The organism is Secundilactobacillus similis DSM 23365 = JCM 2765, assembly GCF_001311075.1.
Taxonomy (GTDB): Bacteria; Bacillota; Bacilli; order Lactobacillales; family Lactobacillaceae; genus Secundilactobacillus; species Secundilactobacillus similis.
In genome coordinates this window covers 1-18,503 of record NZ_BBAD01000067.1, presented here as the reverse complement: position 1 = coordinate 18,503, position 18,503 = coordinate 1, and the positions used below count along the sequence as shown (strand labels likewise).

The window sequence follows — 18,503 nt, the reverse complement described above, 5'->3', positions numbered from 1 at the left end:
CCTCCCGCGGCATCCTTCAACTATCAGAAAACCAGAATCACCATACTTCACAAACTAAACATGCTTACGCTGGACACAAACGACAGACTGATTAGCCAAACAAACCAAGCTGTAAAGCGACGCGACACCAATTAGAAATAATTGATAAAACGTTTCACTAAAACCGAACGATAAATATATCATTGATAAAATAGTTCGAGATTTGTATTGACAGTTTTAAATTCAGTTGGTACGCTAGGGGTACTAAAAGCGAAGGAGATTTTGAAGATGCAAGTTGCACTTGTAATGGGATCAATTTCTGATTGGCCGACTGTCAAACAGACGGCTGATTTGCTTACCGAATTACATGTTAGTTACGATACTCACGTTATTTCTGCTCACCGAATGCCACAGGAACTTCAACAGTTTGGTGAATCTGCAAAAGCCGAACAATATCAAACGATTATTGCGGCTGCTGGTGGGGCAGCTCACCTGCCAGGAATGTTAGCAGCCAATACAACGGTTCCCGTTATCGGGGTGCCCGTTCAATCCCACGCATTAAACGGGATGGATTCGCTGCTCTCAATCGTTCAGATGCCGGCGGGTGTGCCAGTTGGAACAATGGCGATTGGCAACGCGGGGGCTAAGAATGCCGCGTTATTTGCCGCAGAAATCATTGCACTTCAAGATTCAGACGTCGATCAACAATTACAGGCCTACCGCAAGCGACAGACAGAGGAGGCCATTGAGAGTAATGCGCAATTACACTAAGCCCATTTTGCCGCCATCAACGATTGGGATTATCGGCGGCGGACAGCTTGGCCAGATGATGGCACTATCCGCTAAAGCGATGGGCTATCAAGTTGGGGTGTTGGATCCAACACCTAACGCACCGGCTGGGCAAGTCGCTGATTTTCAACTCACCGCTGATTACGATGATCAAGCAGCATTAACCGAACTAGCACGTCGAAGCGATGTGTTGACTTACGAATTTGAAAACGTCGATCAAGCTAGTTTGAGTCAGGTCGCTGAGTTAACTCAGATTCCGCAGGGAATTGAGTTGCTCACAATCACTAGTCATCGACTTCGAGAAAAAGATTTTTGCCGACAACATCAACTACCGGTTACTCCATACGCTTCCGTTAAATCAATGGCCGACTTACAAGCGGCCATTAACGACATTGGGCAACCTGGTTTACTCAAGACGGTTGAAGGTGGTTATGATGGCCACGGTCAATTCGATATCAATGACAAAACCGATTGGGCTAAGATTGAAGCTGAAATTAATCAAACCGAGTGGATTTATGAATTACGACAGTCGTTCGTTAAAGAACTTTCCGTCATGGTGACTCGAGATGGACGAGATCACGTCATCACATTTCCGGTGAGTGAAAACATTCATCAACACCACATTCTTCATACCAGTATTGTCCCAGCTCGAATTGATGAGTCGGTTCGTCAGGCTGCGGATCAAATTGCGCGTCAAACAGCTGAAGCATTGCAACTTCGAGGGGTGTTAGGCATCGAACTTTTTGAGCTAGATGATGACCGCCTCATGATCAACGAATTGGCACCACGGCCACATAACTCAGGGCACTATTCAATTGAGGCTTGCAACGTTTCTCAGTTTGACGCACATATCCGTAGTATTTGCGGCTTACCGATTCCAGCGATTAAGCAGTTTGAGCCGGCCGTCATGGTGAACTTACTTGGTGACGCGTTGGTGGCTGGTCGTGAGGGTTGGGCGCAACATCCAGAATGGCACCTGCACGACTACGGGAAAGCTGAGATTCGACCTGGCCGAAAGATGGGGCATATCACCGTTACCGGTAGTAACATTGAATCGTTGTTAGCATCTGTGAATCAGTTTAGATAATGAGATAATCAGAAGGGATCTGAAGAGATTGGCAACATTGATTAATGAAGGTAAAGCAAAGCAGTTATTTGAAACAGACGATGAAAATGTGATTCGGGTACATTATTTGAACCAAGCAACTGCACTAAACGGTAAGCGTAAAGAACACGTTGATGATAAGGGTATCGTCAACAACCAAATTGATTGTTTAATCTACAATTATCTTGGTCAACAGGGGATTCCAACCCACTTCATTAAACAGTTATCTGAGAGTGATCAATTAGTGAAAAAGATGACGATGTTGCCACTAGAAGTTGTGATTCGAAATCGCGCTTCAGGTAGTTTCCAACGAAAATTTGATACAGAATATTTAGCAAGCTTTGACGAACCCGTTCAAGAATTCTTTTATAAGAGTGATCGACTAGATGATCCATTTATCAACGATTCTCAGATTCACGCGCTCAAAATTGCCACTAAGGATCAACTTAAATTAGTCCGGGAACAAGCACTTAAAGTTAACGATGCGCTTCAGGCGTTATTTGATAAAGCTGGGATTACGTTAGTCGACTTTAAACTTGAATTTGGTTTTGATGCCGATGGTAACTTGATTCTCGGTGACGAAATTTCACCTGATTCATGTCGATTAGTTGATGCCAAAACTCATGATTCATTGGATAAGGACGTTTTCCGGAAACATACCGGCGACGTTATGACTGGTTATCGTACCGTTCTCGCGCGTTTACAAACGACCGTTCAATAGGAGGTTTTTCAAATGTATCTTGCCCAAATTCACGTCACTTACAAGCCATCGATTCTTGACCCACAAGGGGTTGCGATTAAAGACGCCATGCACCGGTTAGATTTTGATACCGTAACGGATGTGACTCAAGGAAAATACTTTGAAGTCACCTTGTCCGCTGATTCAGCCGCGGATGCTGAAGCTGAGATTGAAGCCATTTGTGATCGACTTTTAGCCAATCCCAACATGGAACCTACCGTTATGATGTAAAGGAGTTGGCTAATCAATGAAATTTGCAGTGGTGAGCTTTCCTGGATCAAACTGTGATGAAGATTTGTACTACGCTATCGTTGATGCGCTACACGAAGAAGCAACCATCGTTCCCCATACGGCAACTGATTTAAGCGGGTTTGACGCTGTTTTGGTACCAGGCGGTTTCTCATACGGTGACTATCTCCGAACGGGTGCAATCGCTAAATTTGCACCGGTAATGACTGAAGTGAAACGATTGGCTACCGAGGGATTTCCAGTGTTGGGCATTTGCAACGGGTTTCAGATTTTAACCGAAGCTGGCCTGCTTCCCGGCACCCTCCAACATAACCGCAACATGCAGTTTATTTGTGAACCAGAACCACTGATCGTTGAAAATAACCAAACAGCCTTCACCAACCAATTCGATGCTGGTACCCAAATTACGTTACCAATTGCGCACGGCGAGGGGAATTATTACTGTGATGATGACACGTTAGCCAATTAAAAGCCAATCATCAAATCGCATTCACGTACGGTGCGAACCCTAATGGGAGCGTCGCTGACATTGCTGGAATCACCAACGAAGCTGGTAACGTACTTGGTATGATGCCACATCCTGAACGTGCGGTGGAAGCTATTTTAGGTGGTCGTGATGGCCTAGGCGTCTTTGAATCTCTTCGGCAAGCAAACGCAAGGACGGTGTAAATCAATGCAACAATTACGAACGGAACCAACGCCAGAACAAATTCGAGAACAAAAACCCTACGAAGCATGGGGATTATCAGAGCAAGAATACGACTACATTGCGGATAAATTACTAGGTCGCTTACCTAACTATACTGAAACCGGCTTGTTTGCGGTGATGTGGAGTGAACACTGTTCGTACAAGAATTCGAAACCATTCCTACGTAAGTTCTGGAATGATGGTAGTCGCGTGATCCAAGGACCGGGCGAAGGCGCCGGCGTTTTGGATATTGGCGATGGTCAAGCGGTCGTTTTTAAAGCAGAGAGTCATAATCACCCAAGTTTTGTGGAACCCTATGAAGGCGCCGCTACCGGTGTTGGTGGCATTATCAGAGACATCTTCTCGATGGGGGCTAAGCCAATCGCTTCGTTAGATAGTCTTCGCTTCGGTGAACTAACGGATCCTAAGAACCGCTACTTGTTAAGCGAAATCGTCTCCGGCATCGCGGCTTATGGGAACTGTATTGGGATTCCAACCGTTGGTGGTGAGATTGCGTTTGACGATGTGTATCACGGTAATCCACTGGTTAACGTGATGTGCGTTGGCCTGATGGACCAAGCGGATTTAAAGAAGGGCCGGGCAACGGGTTCTGGCAATAGCATTATCTACGTTGGCGCCAAAACAGGTCGTGACGGAATTCACGGTGCTACATTTGCCTCTAACGAATTTAGTGAAGAAAAAGAAGCTGATCGTTCTGCCGTTCAGGTTGGCGATCCGTTTATGGAAAAATTGTTAACGGATGCTTGTCTAGAGATTATCCACGATCACTCTGACATCTTAATGGGTATTCAAGACATGGGTGCCGCCGGTCTGGTATCGTCTTCCGCTGAAATGGCGGCCAAAGCTAAGTTTGGGGTCACCATGGATTTGGACAAGGTGCCGCAACGTGAAACTGGAATGAGTGCTTACGAAATCATGTTGTCTGAATCGCAAGAGCGGATGTTGCTTTGCGTGAAGAAGGGTGAGGAACAAACGGTTCTCGACATCTTCGATCGTTACGAACTTGACGCTGTGGTCGTTGGCCACGTGACTGAAGACCGTCAGTATCGCCTGTATCAACATGGTGAACTCGTGACCGATGTTCCAGTGACCACTTTAGTTGATGACGTGGTTGAACACGAACAACCTAGCGAAAAGCCAAAGCGGTTGTTAAAGCCGGTGACAGCATTTGTACCGGAAATTACCGACCCTCAAGCAACCTTAACTGCTTTGTTGGCTCAACCAACGATCGCATCAAAGAAGTCTGTGTTCCGGCAGTATGATTCACAAGTGCAAGCGAACACGGCAGTTACTCCTGGGAGCGATGCGGCAGTTGTTCGGGTTCGGCATACGCGTAAGGCACTTGCCATGACAACTGATTGTAATGGTCGCTACATTTACCTCGATCCATACGTTGGCGGTCAAATTGCTGTTAGTGAAGCCGCTCGAAACATTGTTGCTAGTGGTGGCATTCCAATCGGAATTACTGACTGCTTAAACTTCGGGAGTCCCGATGATCCTGAAAGCATCTGGGAATTAGATCAATCCGTTCAAGGGATTGCTAACGCCTGCCAACAATTTGATACGCCAGTTATTTCCGGAAATGTGTCGATGTATAATGAAACTGATGGTCAAGCCATTTACCCAACCCCAATGATTGGGATGGTGGGCTTAATTGAAGATATTGATCAAATTACGACCCAAGACTTTAAACAAGCTGGTGATTTGGTTTACGTCATTGGTGAAACTGGTGATGATTTCAGTGGTTCCGAGTTGCAAAAGATGCAAGTTGGTGACTTGTCTGGTGCACTTAACTTCGATCTTGCAACGGAAGCTGCTCATCAAACGTTGGTTCAACAAGCCATCAAGCGCGGCTTACTGAATAGTGCGCACGACTTGAGTGAAGGTGGTCTCGGGGTTGCGCTTGCAGAATCACTTTTTGGTCAAAAACTTGGTTTAACCGGGACAACAACGTTGCTTAACCGCCAATTATTTGCTGAAACGCAGTCTCGTTTCGTGGTCAGTGTCGCACCGGCCAACCAAGCTGCATTTGAACAATTAGCCGGCGAACAAGCAACTCGTTTAGGCACAACCACCAGTCAACCAGAACTCAACATCCAGACGGCAGATGGGCAGTTAGTGGCTGATGTGGCAGCTTTGAAAGCTACGTACGGAGGTGCGTTGGATTGTTTAATGAAGTAAAAGGCCTCAATGAAGAATGTGGGTTATTCGGCGTTTGGGGGAGTCCCAACGCTGCCCAACTCACCTATGATGGCTTGCATAGTCTGCAACATCGAGGGCAAGAGGGCGCCGGTATCGTGAGTAACGACCAAGGCACCTTCCACCGACACCGTGGGTTAGGATTATTAGGCGAAGTTTTCAGTCGTGATCCTGAAGCGCTTCACCAGCTGACAGGCGACGCCGCCATTGGCCACGTTCGCTATGCGACTGCTGGTAATCACGGCGTTGAAAACATTCAACCAATGCAATTCGAGCATCCAGAAGTTGGTGAATTTGCGCTTGCCCATAACGGTAATCTCACCAACGCAAATCAGATCCGTCAAGAATTATTAGCGAAGGGGGTCACTTTCCAAGCGACTTCCGATAGTGAATTACTGGGAGAGTTGATTCAAACCAGTAACGAACCAAGCTTTGCGGGCCAGTTAATTGCCGCCCTTAACCATGTGCACGGTGGGTTTGCGTATCTGCTAATGACGCCCAATGCCATGATTGCCGCTCTTGATCCAAATGGCTTCCGGCCACTCGTCATTGGCGAATTACCAGATGGTGGCACTGTGATCTGTAGTGAGACCTGTGCCTTAGATCAAGTTGGCGCATCTTTCGTTCGGGATGTAGAACCCGGCGAAATTATCATTGTGAATAATGATGGGATGAGCATCCAACATTTTACAACTGATACGCATCTGGCAATTTGTTCGATGGAGTACATTTATTTTGCGCGGCCAGATTCAATTATTCGTGGCATTAGCGTCCATGATGCCCGCAAGCGGATGGGGGCCAAAGTCGCCCAAGAGCACCCGGTTAAAGCGGATGTCGTGATTGGCGTTCCGAACTCCTCGCTTTCAGCGGCGATTGGTTACGCCCAAGCCAGTGGTATCCATTACGATATGGGTATGATCAAGAATCAGTACGTTGCACGAACCTTTATTGAACCCACTCAAGCGAAACGTGACCGAGGTGTCTCAATGAAGCTTTCAGTTGTGAAATCGGTGGTTGCTGGCAAAGACGTTGTTTTAGTCGATGATTCCATCGTCCGGGGAACGACAAGTAAGTACATTGTGCGCTTACTGAAGCGCGCCGGTGCTAAATCGGTTCACGTTCGAATTGCGTCACCGGTACTTAAATTTCCTTGTTACTATGGCATCGATATTCAAACAACTAAGGAACTGATTGGCGCCAACAATACGGTTGATGAAATTCGGGATTTAATCGAGGCTGATTCACTAGCTTATCTCAGTGTGGATGGCTTGGTTGAGTCGATTGGTGCATTGAATGATAGTGCCAATCATGGCCTATGTACCGCATACTTTGATGGTAACTATCCAACACCACTCTACGATTATCAGGCCGGATTTGATGCCGAAGTCACCCGATTAGGATTGTACGAAGGAGCGAATTAAGTTGGTAAGTCAATATGAAGAAGCCGGTGTCAACATCCATGCTGGCGAAGCAGCAGTTCAAGATATTAAGGAAATTGTGAATCAAACTCATGACGAAAACGTCTTGCATGGGTTAGGCGGTTTTGGCGCTGAATATGAATTAACCGGGTTAATGGGCCAGTACCAACAACCCGTCCTGATTTCTGGAACGGATGGCGTTGGGACAAAGCTGATGTTAGCGATTGCGGCTGATAAGCACGAGACCATTGGCATTGACCTTGTCGCCATGTGCGCCAACGATGTGTTGGCACAAGGGGCAAAACCATTATTTTTCTTAGACTACTTAGGGCTTGGTAGCTTGGATCCACAACGGGTCACAACGGTTGTCAAAGGTATTGCTGAAGGTTGTCGTCAAGCGGGACTTTCCTTAATTGGTGGTGAAATGGCTGAGATGCCAGGTATCTACAAGAATGACGATTATGATTTAAGTGGGTTCGCAGTTGGTTTGGCCGATAAAGCCGCCCTATTAGGCGCCGAAAAAGTACAGGCTGGTGATGTGCTAATTGGCTTATCATCCAGCGGTATTCATTCCAACGGATATTCACTTGTTCGAAAAATTGTTGCTGACGCGAAGCTTGATCTGAACCATACGTACGCAACATTAACCCAACCCTTAATTGACGAGTTGCTGACTCCAACAACGCTGTACTATCACAGTGTTTATCCACTCGTGCAGGCCGGGCAACTTCACGCCGCAGCGAATATCACCGGTGGTGGCTTGGCAGATAACTTAGGTCGCATGATTCCGGATGAATTGACTGCCGAAATCGATGCTACCAGCTGGCAAGTACCAGCAATCTTTAACTTTTTACAGGAACAGGGGCAAATTTCGGAAGACGAGATGCGCCAAGTCTTCAACATGGGCATCGGGATGGTCTTAGTGGTCCCAGCAAGCGAAGTTGAACAAGTCACAACGACGTTAACGCAACAAACAACGCCATTCCAAGTTATCGGTAAGGTGGTGAACCGGCGTGAGCAACCAGTCGAATACGCAAATTAAGCGGGCAGCGGTATTTGCTTCCGGAAACGGGACTAACTTTGAGGCGTTGATCAACGCCAGTTTACCGATTGAGATTGCGGTCGTGGTTTGCGACCATGCGGATGCGCGAGTTGTTCAGCGGGCTGTCAATCACAACGTGCCAGTCGTGTTATCCGAAATTCATCGTGGCGTCAGTAAGGTTCAACGAGAGCAGCAACTTTTAAATGATTTAGCACCTTACAAAGTCGATTTTCTATTACTTGCAGGGTACATGCGAATCGTTGGTAAAACGTTGTTGGCGGCCTTTCCACGAAAAATTATTAATATTCATCCAGCACTATTACCATCATTTCCTGGTCGCCATGGAATTGATGATGCGTATGCGGCTGGGGTCAAAGTAACCGGCGTCACGATTCACTTTGTTGATGATGGTGTTGACACTGGTGAAATTATCGAACAGGCGCCCGTTCATCGAGACGAAGATGACACGCTTGAGTCGTTAGAAGCAAAGATCCACGCTGTTGAACACGAGTTATATCCAAATACCGTTCGTTATTTAATTGAAAAAGGAGTGCTTTAATTGGCTAAATTAGCATTGTTGAGTGTTTCTGATAAAACAGGAATCGTTGAATTTGCATCACAGTTAACTGACCGTGGCTTTAAGGTGATTTCCACTGGCGGTACGCTGAAAACGCTGTTGGATGCAGGTGTTGCTGCGACCGCTGTTGAAGATGTAACTGGTTTTCCAGAAATGCTGGATGGTCGGGTCAAGACGTTACACCCACGCATTCACGCGGGTATTTTGGCTAAGCGCGACGATCCGGAACACATGGCGAAGTTAGCGGAACACCACATTGATCCAATTGATGTCATCTGTGTTAATTTGTATCCATTTAAAGAAACGATTCAAAAGGACGGCGTAACGGATGCCGAAGCAATCGAACAAATTGATATTGGCGGCCCATCGATGCTTCGGGCAGCTGCTAAAAACTTCCGGGATGTAACAGTCATTACGGATCAGGCCGATTATGCATCATTTATCGAAAAATTTGATAATGGTACTGCGGATGAAGCATATCGCCGCGAATTATCAGCCAAAGTCTTTCGTCAGACGGCAGCTTACGATGCGTTGATCGCCAGTTACATGACCACCGAAGAGTTCCCAGAAAAGTTAACGTTGACTTACGAAAAAGTCGAAGATATGCGTTACGGTGAAAACAGTCACCAAAAGGCCGCCTACTATAAGGAACCAATTCCAGATACGTATTCACTGGCCAATGCGACTCAGTTACACGGGAAGGCATTATCTTACAATAACCTTCGGGACGCGGATGCTGCTTTACGGATGATTGCCGATTTTGACAAGCCAGCGGTAGTTGCATTGAAGCACATGAATCCGTGTGGCATTGGCGTGAGTGATTCGCTGTTGTCAGCATGGAACTTAGCCTACGAATCTGACCCAATTTCAATTTTTGGCGGGATCATCGCCTTGAACCGAAAAGTCGATTTGGCCACCGCTGAGAAGATGCACGCCTTATTCTTGGAAATCATCATTGCACCAGCCTTTGATGATGATGCTTACGCCGTTTTGGCAAAGAAGAAGAACCTACGCTTGCTGACACTCGACTTTGGTAAAGTGAAGGTGGATCACAAGGATACGGTCACGGTTTTAGGTGGGGCACTGTATCAAGAAGCAGATACGGCTCATGAAACGATTTCGGACTTTAAAGTGGTTTCTGAGACTCAGCCGACTGAGGCCCAGTTAGCGGCGCTAGAATTCGGTCAAACCGTTGTTAAACATGTGAAGAGTAACGCCATTGTCGTCACAACTGATCACCAAACGCTTGGGGTTGGTGCCGGGCAGATGAACCGAATTGATTCGGTTAAGATTGCAATCGATAAAGCGAAGGACAAACCGGGCTTTGCGGATGCCATCGTTGCTTCCGATGCATTCTTCCCAATGGATGATTGTGTTGAGTTTGCAGCTCAAAATGGCATCAAGGCAGTTGTTGAACCTGGTGGCAGTATCAAGGATCAGCAATCAATCGATAAAGCGAACGAATATGGGATTGCCCTCGTCTTCACGGGCGTCCGTCACTTCAAACACTAAACAAGCACCTTTGAAAACACCGGGGATCACTTTAGGAGACTGGGTGTTTTCGTGTACATACATTTAATGAAAGAGGGATTGACATGGAAAAATGGCTAGTGATTGGTAGCGGTGGTCGAGAATATGTAATTGCGCAAACTTTAGCTAAAAAGGCGACCCGACAGGTCTACGTTGCACCCGGTAATCCAATGATGGCAAAGATGGACCGGGTGATTCCGGTTAAAATTGATGAACTCGATTTCAACGCATTGGCTGATTTTGCCGAACAACAAGACGTTGTCTGTACGGTCGTTGGTCCCGAACAACCACTTTCTCAGGGCATCGTTGACGCGTTTCAAGAACGCCAACTACGTGTGTTCGGCCCACAGCAAGCAGCAGCCCAGTTAGAGTCCTCCAAAACGTTCGCTAAGCGGATTATGGCTGAGAGCGGCGTGCCTACAGCCGCCTATCAAGAATTTACTGATGTGGATGAAGCATTACGTTACGTCACGCAACAACCGGCACCGTTAGTGATCAAAGCAGATGGATTAGCTGCCGGAAAAGGAGTTATCATTGCGAAAACGCAATCGGAGGCGGTGCAAGCTGTTAAGCAACTCATGGCTGGTGATCAGACAAAGTTATTGATTGAAGATTACCTCGACGGCGAAGAATTCTCACTGTTTGCGATGGTGAATGGCACCGAATTTATGACGTTACCGGTTGCTCAAGATCATAAACGGTTGAGTGACGGTGACGCGGGACCTAACACCGGTGGAATGGGCGCCTACAGTCCGGTTCCTCAAATTACGGCCGATATTGAACAAGTTGCCATTGATACGGTGATTCGCCCCGTATTAAAGGGCTTAGTTGCCAACGGCACGCCGTTTTCAGGATTCCTATATGCTGGCCTGATTCGAACGGCTCAAGGCATCAAAGTGATTGAATTTAACGTGCGGATGGGTGATCCTGAAACCCAAGTTGTGATGCCACAACTTGAAAGCGACCTTGGTGAGCTGATTTTGGGACTATTGGCTGGTGAAACACCAGTCGCAAAATGCAACAGGGCCAATACTACCTTGGTGCAGTCGTTGCCTCTCGGGATTATCCTCGGTCAGTGGTGAACGGCCGACCATTGCCGCAATTTGATGATCCACAACTGCTGATTAGCTATGCGGGTGTGGCAACCGAAAACAGTCAGGTTGTCAGTCATGGCGGCCGGGTTTTGATGGTGACCGCTAAAGCAGCAGATTTGAAGACGGCACAGCAGCAAGTTAATCAAACACTGGATCGGGTGGTTGATGCGAGTGCCTATACGTTTAGACATGACATTGGCTTTCATGCGATTGAACAATAACTGAACAGATAATAAAAGGCGCACGCTTGATAAATTCCAATTAGGAATCATCAAGCGTGCGTCTTGGGTTGTTGAACGATTATTTGCCCCATAAAAAGTTGATCAGGGTGCGATTAACGGTCAAATTATGTTGGTGTAACTTACTATGCTGAGCGGTTGGACCAGTAACCCGGTATTCTCGATAAGCGGCAACTCGATTACGTAATAGGTAACCGAGTGAACGGGCGGACGGCATCGTAACGACGCCATCCGAATGAGACCCATCGTTTAAGTCACCGTAAATATTAAGCACTTTAGCTTGTTTTGGGAATCGATCACGAAGTTTTAAGAGTAACTTGTACTCCGGCCGGATAATTTTAGGTTTCCCGTTTTTAAGGAGTCGATTCTCATTCGGGTGATCATCCCAAAGCTTACTTAACGGTAGCGTTAGTGGCTGATTAAGCTTGTGATTATTGATGATGCCGTCATACGGCCCCGCAATCAATACGGCCCGGTTTAGCTTTGGATAGCCTTTTGGTTGCTAACATCCATGTTGTAATAAGTCCACGCATAAGCACCCATGGAGTGACCCACGGCGTTATAGTGCGTGACGCCATATTCGGTTTTTAAGCGGTGCATGATTGTTTTTAGCCAGGCAGCATCTTGGAGTTCACCAGCCCGGTTATTATTAAAAATGACTTCAATGATTGGGTTTTTTTGACGATGGTTGAGGTGGCCTTTGATTTTTAACGTGCCATCCGCTCGAACCCGGATCGTCATCTTGTGTTTGGCAACGTGCAGGTCTTCAGCAGAATCGACCATAAGTTGCTCAGAGGCCTTGCCACCGGTCCAACCGTGCACGAAAATGGTTGGCGTACTGGAAAACTGGTAGTGCCGTTTGACGTAGCGTTGCTGGGCAACTTGTGCCACGCGAACCCCAATCAACAGCCCAACTACCAACGTCACAATGACGGCCAGTAGTAGCTTTTTACTTTTCAAGGATAATCCTCCTTAGTTCGAAACGATTAGCTATTATTATAACAGAGTTTCCATCGTGGATTAGAAAACTAAGGCGATAATCCGGAGTTTTAGGGATTCTTAACTAAGTGTCACGTGGGAGTCGCCAAATTCAATCAGTCAACTGAGAATTGAACAGTGAACTAATCCCCGTCAATTAACGGTCAACGGAAGGTTAAACTTTGCTAAAATGGATTGCGTGACTTCTGGAAACAGATTAAAATAATAGGGACTTAAATGACGCGTAACGAAAGCAGGGTTTTTGAATGACGGAGATGTCTAAAAAGGATGACACCTTGACTCCGACAACTGATGCACAGGATCAGATGGTTCGGGGGTCGGCTTGGATGACGGCCGGCAGTATTTTTTCTAGAATTTTAGGGGCAATTTACATTATCCCGTGGGGCATTTGGTTTGGCAGTTACTTTTTTCAGGGGAATGCGCTCTATGGTAAAGGGTACAACATCTATAGTTTCTTCTTAATTGCAGCAATTGCTGGGATCCCATCCGCGATTGCCAAACAAGTTGCCCACTACAACGCGATGAATGAGTACGGGGTCGGCTTCCGGCTTTACAAGCATGGGTTTGTACTGGCTGCCATCACGGGAATTGTTTGTGCGGCGTTACTGTACTTTGGCGCACCACTTTTTGATGGTGGTGATGCCCGGGTGGTACCTGTGTTACATTCGTTAGCTTGGGCGGTGCTGATCATTCCAGTGATGAGTTTATCACGAGGCTTTTTTCAGGGATATCAACAAATGGCGCCCTCGGCAATTTCTCAATTCGTGGAGCAGTTAGCGCGAGTTTTGTACATGCTGGGGTCAGCGTTTATCATCATGCGAGTGTTGCATGGGAGTTGGATCACGGCGGTCTCACAGTCGACGTTTGCAGCGTGTGTTGGGGCAATTGCCGGGATTTTAACTTTGGTTTGGTACTACCTTAAAAATCGGCCAACGTTTCAAAACTTGGTTGCCAATAGCGAAAATCAAATTGTAGTACCGGCTAAACAGCTTTACCATGAAATTTTACAGCAAGCGTTACCGTTTATCGTGCTGGGTGCGGGTATTACAATTTTCCAACTGATCGATCAATTTACGTTCTTCAAAATTATGCGAACGACTGGTGTGACGAACGAAACAGTGCTTAATGATTTATTTGCAATGTTTAGCGTGAATGCCAACAAGTTGATCATGATCACGGTGTCGCTGTCGTCAGCGTTAGCCATCACGGCGGTGCCCTTACTCTCCGAGGCCTTTACACGGGGAGATAAGCGCGATTTAAGTAAGCAGATCACCAATGCGGTGCTGTTATTTGAATTTGTGATGATTCCCAGTGCACTTGATGGCAGCTATTGCGCATCCGTTAAACATCGTGTTCTACGGTGTGTCTCATAAGGCACTCGCAACCGCAGTTTTGGCGTTCTCTTCGTTTGTGTCGATCATGCTGGGGTTGTTCAGCGTGACTTCGGCAATCATGCAAGGCGTATCGCAAAATAAGCGGGCAGTGCGCTACTTTGCGGTTGGAACAATCGTCAAATTAGCGCTCCAATGGCCTTGTGTGCACTATATGGGCGTGTTTGGACCGTTGGTTGCCACGATGATTGGCTTCGTTGTGGCGAACGTTTTAATCGTTAGTTGGCTAAACCAAGCGTTCGGGGTTGATTATCAGGGTATTGCAAAGAAAACCAACGGTATCTTGGGCTTTTCACTGATTATGTGTCTGCTAGCTAACATGATCGTCCGATTGGTAAGTAGTGGTCTGGGTCATATCATGACCGTCGATTCTCGAGTGGGCAGTCTCATTATCGTCATCCTAGCAGTCGGCATTGCCGGTTACGTGTACGTCTACTTCGTACTCAAAACCCGGTTGGCGGATACGGTGCTGGGGGAACGGACGGCTCGGTTGAGACGGTTGTTGAGGATTAAGTAGTAGAGTGTGGAACAAAACGGGTTGAAAGCGGAGCCTAAGCCACTCCCGGCAGAAAGTCGCGGGTTTCGGCTTTATGTCGGGAGTGGCTTAGGTGCAGCTTTCAGTTTTGTGGAACACGTTTAGTCTCGAGGACATTAACGAACCAATCTCTAAAAAACATCAAAAAACGCGCTTGGAAGCCTTCCAAAAAGGTTTCCAAGCGCGTTTTAACATCTCAATAACTATTCCAACGCCTGATGCCGCTTCATAAACCGCGGCAGCTCATGCATAATCTGAGTCGGCAACACCACATACTGCTGTTCGGCCAATTCATCCGCAATCCGACTATGGGCGTAGACCGCCGCCAACACCGCCTGATCTTGATCAGCAAACTGAGCAGTAAAACCACCAACCATCCCAGCAAGCGTATCACCCATCCCGCCAGTAGCTTGCGCCGGCGTGCCAACCGAATTAAGGTAGATTTCACTCGCCGTATAGATTTTGGTGCGGTGGGCCTTTAAAACGACCGTTCCGTTAAGTTGGTCACGGATGACTCGATTGGCGTCATCCGTTTGGTCCGCAATTTTGATGCCAGATAGGCGTTGCCACTCCATTTGATGTGGCGTAAATACCAAATGGGCAACGGGCAACGTTAACTGATTTTGCGCAACGAGGTCGATAGCTGAGCCATCAATAATCAACGTTTGAGCTGGCGTCACAAGTTTGAAAACAGCATCGAGTACCTGACGACTCTGGTCAGTTGTCCCCAGACCGGGACCAATCACGATTGTATTTGCCGCCGTAACCAAGCTCGTTAAATCAGCTTGATTGGAAAAATCAGCTACCATGGCTTCAGGTAACCGAGCGTGTAGGCTAGTAAAGTTAATTGGATCAGTCAACGCGGTATTAAGCCCCGCACCGCTATAAACGCTGGCTTCGGTGGCCATGATAATGGCGCCACCATAGTGGTCATTACCGCCAACCAGACAGACACGGCCGTAAGTGCCTTTGTGGCTCTCAGCTGGACGAACTCGGATCGTCTGGTTGAGAATCGTATCAGTTAAAATTTGCATTAAAAACATCTCACAATCATCGAATTGTTATGCTCTCCTTCAGTATACACACTCACCGGAAGAATCGCGATACTAATGGCTTTCACAGCCGGTTTTGTGCCAATTATGATAAAATAAAGGTGTAACCTATAATTGGAGGCATTCAAATGACCATTGACTGGAAAGCGACCGCCGAGACACACCGCGCGGCCTACTTAGATGATTTAACTAACTTAATTGCGATCGAAAGTGTTCGTGACGATAGCCAGGCAACGGCTGAGACGCCACTAGGTCCCGGCCCTGCTAAAGCGCTAAAGGCGTTTTTAGATATGGCGGAACGAGATGGTTTTAAAACCACTAACTTAGATAATTTAGCTGGTTTCGTTGAATATGGCGAAGGCGACGAGACCATTGCGATTTTAGCCCATGTTGACGTGATGCCAGCTGGTGAAGGTTGGTCAACTGAACCATTCAAACTGACCTTGAAGGATGGCAATGCATATGGCCGGGGAACCTCAGATGATAAGGGACCAGCCTTAGCTGCCTACTACGGTTTAAAGATTTTGAAGGAACAGGGTATCAAGCTCAACAAAAAGGTCCGCTTCATTCTCGGAACCGACGAAGAAAGCGACTGGACGGGGATGACCCACTACTTTGAAACCCAACCGGAACCAACGATGGGCTTCTCACCCGATGCTGAATTTCCATTGATCAACGGTGAAAAGGGGAACGTTAGCTTTACGTTGACCACCCCTGGTACGAACGCCGGCGATTTCACGTTGAAGACCTTTGCGGCCGGCCTTCGGGAAAATATGGTGCCTCGTGACGCAACTGCAACCGTTGAAACGGACGATAATGAAGCTTTGGTGACGGCATTTACCAAATACCTCGATGTTGCGCCTGTGACTGGTGATGTTTCAACTGACGGCGATGGCGTTCACTTCCACTTGATTGGGAAGGCCGCTCACGGAATGGAACCTAAAAACGGCATCAACGCTGGGACTTACCTGGCCCAATTCTTAGCCGGCTTTGACTTTGGTGGCGCTGCTGGTAACTTCCTGCGGTTATTAGGCGGGAACTTGCATGATGACTCACGTGTAACCAAGTTAGGGTTAGCATTTACCGATGATATCATGGGTGATTTAACCATGAACGTTGGGGTGATGGCCTTTGAAGCTGGCAAGGGTGGTCACTTAGTTCTGAACTTCCGTTACCCTAAGGGCATGACGGCTGATGACTTACAATCTGTGTTGACTAAAGTTGCAACGACGAACGAATTCGAACTCAGCAAGGGCCGTGAGATGGTCCCTCACTACGTTGATCCACAAGATCCAATTGTGACGACGTTGATGGGGACCTACCGCGAGCTAACTGGCGAAGCTGCGGCTGAACCTGAAGTTGTCGGTGGCGGGACTTACGGTCGCTTGATGAAGCGCGGGGTTGCCTTTGGTGCGTTATTTGCCCACACCCCAGACACGATGCACCAAGTTGATGAATTCCAACCAGTTGATGACTTATTGTTGGCGATGGCAATTTACGGTCGCTCAATTGAGGCACTGGCGAACGGCGACCTTTAATTAATCGGCTACTAATCGAAACCTAGCAGAAAGGGAGTTGATGACGATGACAAACCAAGCGCAATATCACCGGATCATTGTGGGAATCGATGGCTCAAAACAGGCTGATCGTGCCGTTCAAAAGGCAATTGCGGCCGCCCGTCGAAACGAAGCGACGTTGTACCTCGTTAATGTGTTAAATTTGGGGAAACTCATCGGCCTCGGAACCGCTGAACTGGGGTTTGGCAGCGTTAATCAAGAAGCCCTGGATGACGTTAAGTTTCGAATGGAACGATTGGTTGCAAAATACCGGGATCAAGCACTCGAAGCTGGGGTGACTCAGGTAGAGATGCATGTCACTTATGGCAATCCGAAGTTGGAACTTGGTAAGCACCTACCGAAGTTGTTTGACGCTGATTTAATTGTCCTTGGGGCGACCGGCGTTAACATGGTTGAACGGATGGTGTTGGGTTCAACTGCCAGTTATGCGGTCGCCAATGCACCGTGTGATGTTTTGATTGTTCGTCGGTAATTGATGAGTAAAAACAGTGCGTCATCTGGAAGGGTAAGCCTTCTAGATGACGCACTGTTTTTTGATTGATGATATGTTGCTGTCGCTTATGTCCAGTGTAAGCATGTGTAGTTTGTGAAGTGATTCTGGTTTTCTATAGTGGGAGGATGCCGCGGGAAGCTCCGGCGCTATGCGTGGCTGGAACGCAGTGGCCAGATAGGCTTCTAAGCTTCGCTGGGTCGCGGGCCTACGAGCTAGGAATGGGCAAAAACCGCCCATGCCGGATTTCTCCGGACCCGCGTATGACTAAGGCACTCGCACCCCGAAGCCCGCGGGGCACGACTGCCCAAGTCATACCGATACTGCTGAGCCTCGCGCGCCTCCGCCTCCCGCTACATGGTGCGCTGTCAGTAACTAGAATCGCTGACTGTCACATCCTGAAACCGACGAAACTGTGTGATAGCAACGCTGGGAGATAACTCGTCAACTACAGAAACGATTGTGGTCAATGTTCAGTAACCGTCATGAATCAACGCTTGCGCGCTGTGAAAACGTATCACTTGCACGTCATGTTTATGCCAATCGGATACGCTGTGTTGCCGTTCAACGCATTTTGAGATGTTCTACGATAGTGCCGAATTGCGCCAACGTAAGATGGAGGTAAGCGACTAGGTGTATGCTGTGTCGCCTGTGTCGCGATAATTGGTGGTTGTTGATGATTTTCCAACAACCACCAATTATCGGGGACGAATTCAAGACTCGCACGGGTTTTGGCGAGACTTGAATTCGAGGACTGAGACCGCTCTTCGGCTCAGGCCGGCCAGCGCAG

Annotated in this window: 16 protein-coding genes and 2 pseudogenes; 16 read left to right on the top strand and 2 right to left on the bottom strand. The window is 47.5% G+C overall.

Annotated features, from left to right (window positions below; genetic code table 11):
• The first annotated feature begins 267 nt into the window (after positions 1-267).
• The 12 genes and pseudogenes from purE to JCM2765_RS18335 all read left to right on the top strand — a co-directional run bounded on the left by purE (position 268) and on the right by JCM2765_RS18335 (position 11,651).
• Positions 268-750, top strand: a complete 483-nt coding sequence (gene purE / locus JCM2765_RS12725) for a 5-(carboxyamino)imidazole ribonucleotide mutase (protein ID WP_054737061.1) — start codon at positions 268-270, stop codon at positions 748-750.
• Positions 734-1,855 (top strand): 5-(carboxyamino)imidazole ribonucleotide synthase, encoded by a 1,122-nt coding sequence (gene purK, locus JCM2765_RS12720; RefSeq protein ID WP_054737060.1) that lies wholly within the window; start codon positions 734-736, stop codon positions 1,853-1,855. Before purE ends, purK begins: the two co-directional genes overlap by 17 nt.
• A 28-nt stretch (positions 1,856-1,883) precedes the next feature.
• A complete protein-coding gene (gene purC, locus JCM2765_RS12715; RefSeq protein WP_420852590.1) occupies positions 1,884-2,594 on the top strand; it encodes a phosphoribosylaminoimidazolesuccinocarboxamide synthase in 711 nt (236 codons plus the stop codon).
• A gap of 12 nt (positions 2,595-2,606) precedes the next feature.
• Entirely contained in the window at positions 2,607-2,843 is a 237-nt protein-coding gene (gene purS, locus JCM2765_RS12710; protein ID WP_054737058.1) for a phosphoribosylformylglycinamidine synthase subunit PurS, read from the top strand.
• A 16-nt stretch (positions 2,844-2,859) separates the two neighbouring features.
• Positions 2,860-3,530 (top strand): annotated as a pseudogene (gene purQ / locus JCM2765_RS12705) (phosphoribosylformylglycinamidine synthase subunit PurQ).
• Positions 3,531-3,534: 4 nt separating this feature from the next.
• Positions 3,535-5,751, top strand: coding sequence for a phosphoribosylformylglycinamidine synthase subunit PurL (gene purL, locus JCM2765_RS12700; RefSeq protein ID WP_054737057.1), 2,217 nt, complete (start codon positions 3,535-3,537; stop codon positions 5,749-5,751).
• Complete coding sequence (gene purF / locus JCM2765_RS12695; protein ID WP_054737056.1) at positions 5,736-7,190, top strand: amidophosphoribosyltransferase; 1,455 nt, start codon at positions 5,736-5,738, stop codon at positions 7,188-7,190. Before purL ends, purF begins: the two co-directional genes overlap by 16 nt.
• 1 nt (position 7,191) lies before the next feature.
• The gene (gene purM, locus JCM2765_RS12690) at positions 7,192-8,229 is read left to right on the top strand and encodes a phosphoribosylformylglycinamidine cyclo-ligase (protein WP_054737055.1); all 1,038 of its coding nucleotides are present in this window, start codon (positions 7,192-7,194) and stop codon (positions 8,227-8,229) included.
• On the top strand, positions 8,225-8,788 hold the full coding sequence (gene purN / locus JCM2765_RS12685) for a phosphoribosylglycinamide formyltransferase (protein ID WP_054737063.1): 564 nt from the start codon (positions 8,225-8,227) through the stop codon (positions 8,786-8,788). The genes purM and purN overlap by 5 nt, the downstream gene beginning before the upstream one ends.
• Positions 8,789-10,318, top strand: coding sequence for a bifunctional phosphoribosylaminoimidazolecarboxamide formyltransferase/IMP cyclohydrolase (purH, locus tag JCM2765_RS12680; protein ID WP_054737054.1), 1,530 nt, complete (start codon positions 8,789-8,791; stop codon positions 10,316-10,318).
• Between the two features lie 83 nt (positions 10,319-10,401).
• Complete coding sequence (gene purD, locus JCM2765_RS12675) at positions 10,402-11,418, top strand: phosphoribosylamine--glycine ligase (RefSeq protein ID WP_225352096.1); 1,017 nt, start codon at positions 10,402-10,404, stop codon at positions 11,416-11,418.
• Positions 11,412-11,651: a phosphoribosylglycinamide synthetase C domain-containing protein gene (locus JCM2765_RS18335; protein WP_263849453.1), complete on the top strand. Its 240-nt coding sequence runs from the start codon at positions 11,412-11,414 to the stop codon at positions 11,649-11,651. Before purD ends, JCM2765_RS18335 begins: the two co-directional genes overlap by 7 nt.
• 79 nt (positions 11,652-11,730) lie before the next feature.
• On the opposite strand, the pseudogene JCM2765_RS12670 reads toward JCM2765_RS18335, so the two are convergent.
• Positions 11,731-12,491: pseudogene (locus JCM2765_RS12670) on the bottom strand (alpha/beta hydrolase).
• Positions 12,492-12,913: 422 nt separating this feature from the next.
• On the opposite strand from JCM2765_RS12670, the gene JCM2765_RS12665 reads away from it, so the two are divergent.
• Entirely contained in the window at positions 12,914-14,041 is a 1,128-nt protein-coding gene (locus tag JCM2765_RS12665; protein WP_173585551.1) for a putative polysaccharide biosynthesis protein, read from the top strand.
• On the top strand, positions 13,989-14,576 hold the full coding sequence (locus JCM2765_RS19185) for a polysaccharide biosynthesis C-terminal domain-containing protein (protein WP_173585550.1): 588 nt from the start codon (positions 13,989-13,991) through the stop codon (positions 14,574-14,576). The genes JCM2765_RS12665 and JCM2765_RS19185 overlap by 53 nt, the downstream gene beginning before the upstream one ends.
• Before the next feature lie 221 nt (positions 14,577-14,797).
• Here JCM2765_RS19185 and JCM2765_RS12660 read toward each other — a convergent pair whose 3' ends face one another.
• Positions 14,798-15,628, bottom strand: a complete 831-nt coding sequence (locus tag JCM2765_RS12660) for an NAD(P)H-hydrate dehydratase (RefSeq protein WP_054737053.1) — start codon at positions 15,626-15,628, stop codon at positions 14,798-14,800.
• A 146-nt stretch (positions 15,629-15,774) separates the two neighbouring features.
• Between JCM2765_RS12660 and pepV the strand changes: the two genes are divergently transcribed.
• Together pepV and JCM2765_RS12650 are read left to right on the top strand one after the other, a co-directional pair.
• Entirely contained in the window at positions 15,775-17,184 is a 1,410-nt protein-coding gene (pepV, locus tag JCM2765_RS12655; protein ID WP_054737052.1) for a dipeptidase PepV, read from the top strand.
• A gap of 46 nt (positions 17,185-17,230) precedes the next feature.
• Entirely contained in the window at positions 17,231-17,695 is a 465-nt protein-coding gene (locus tag JCM2765_RS12650; RefSeq protein WP_054737062.1) for a universal stress protein, read from the top strand.
• The last annotated feature ends 808 nt before the right edge of the window (positions 17,696-18,503 follow it).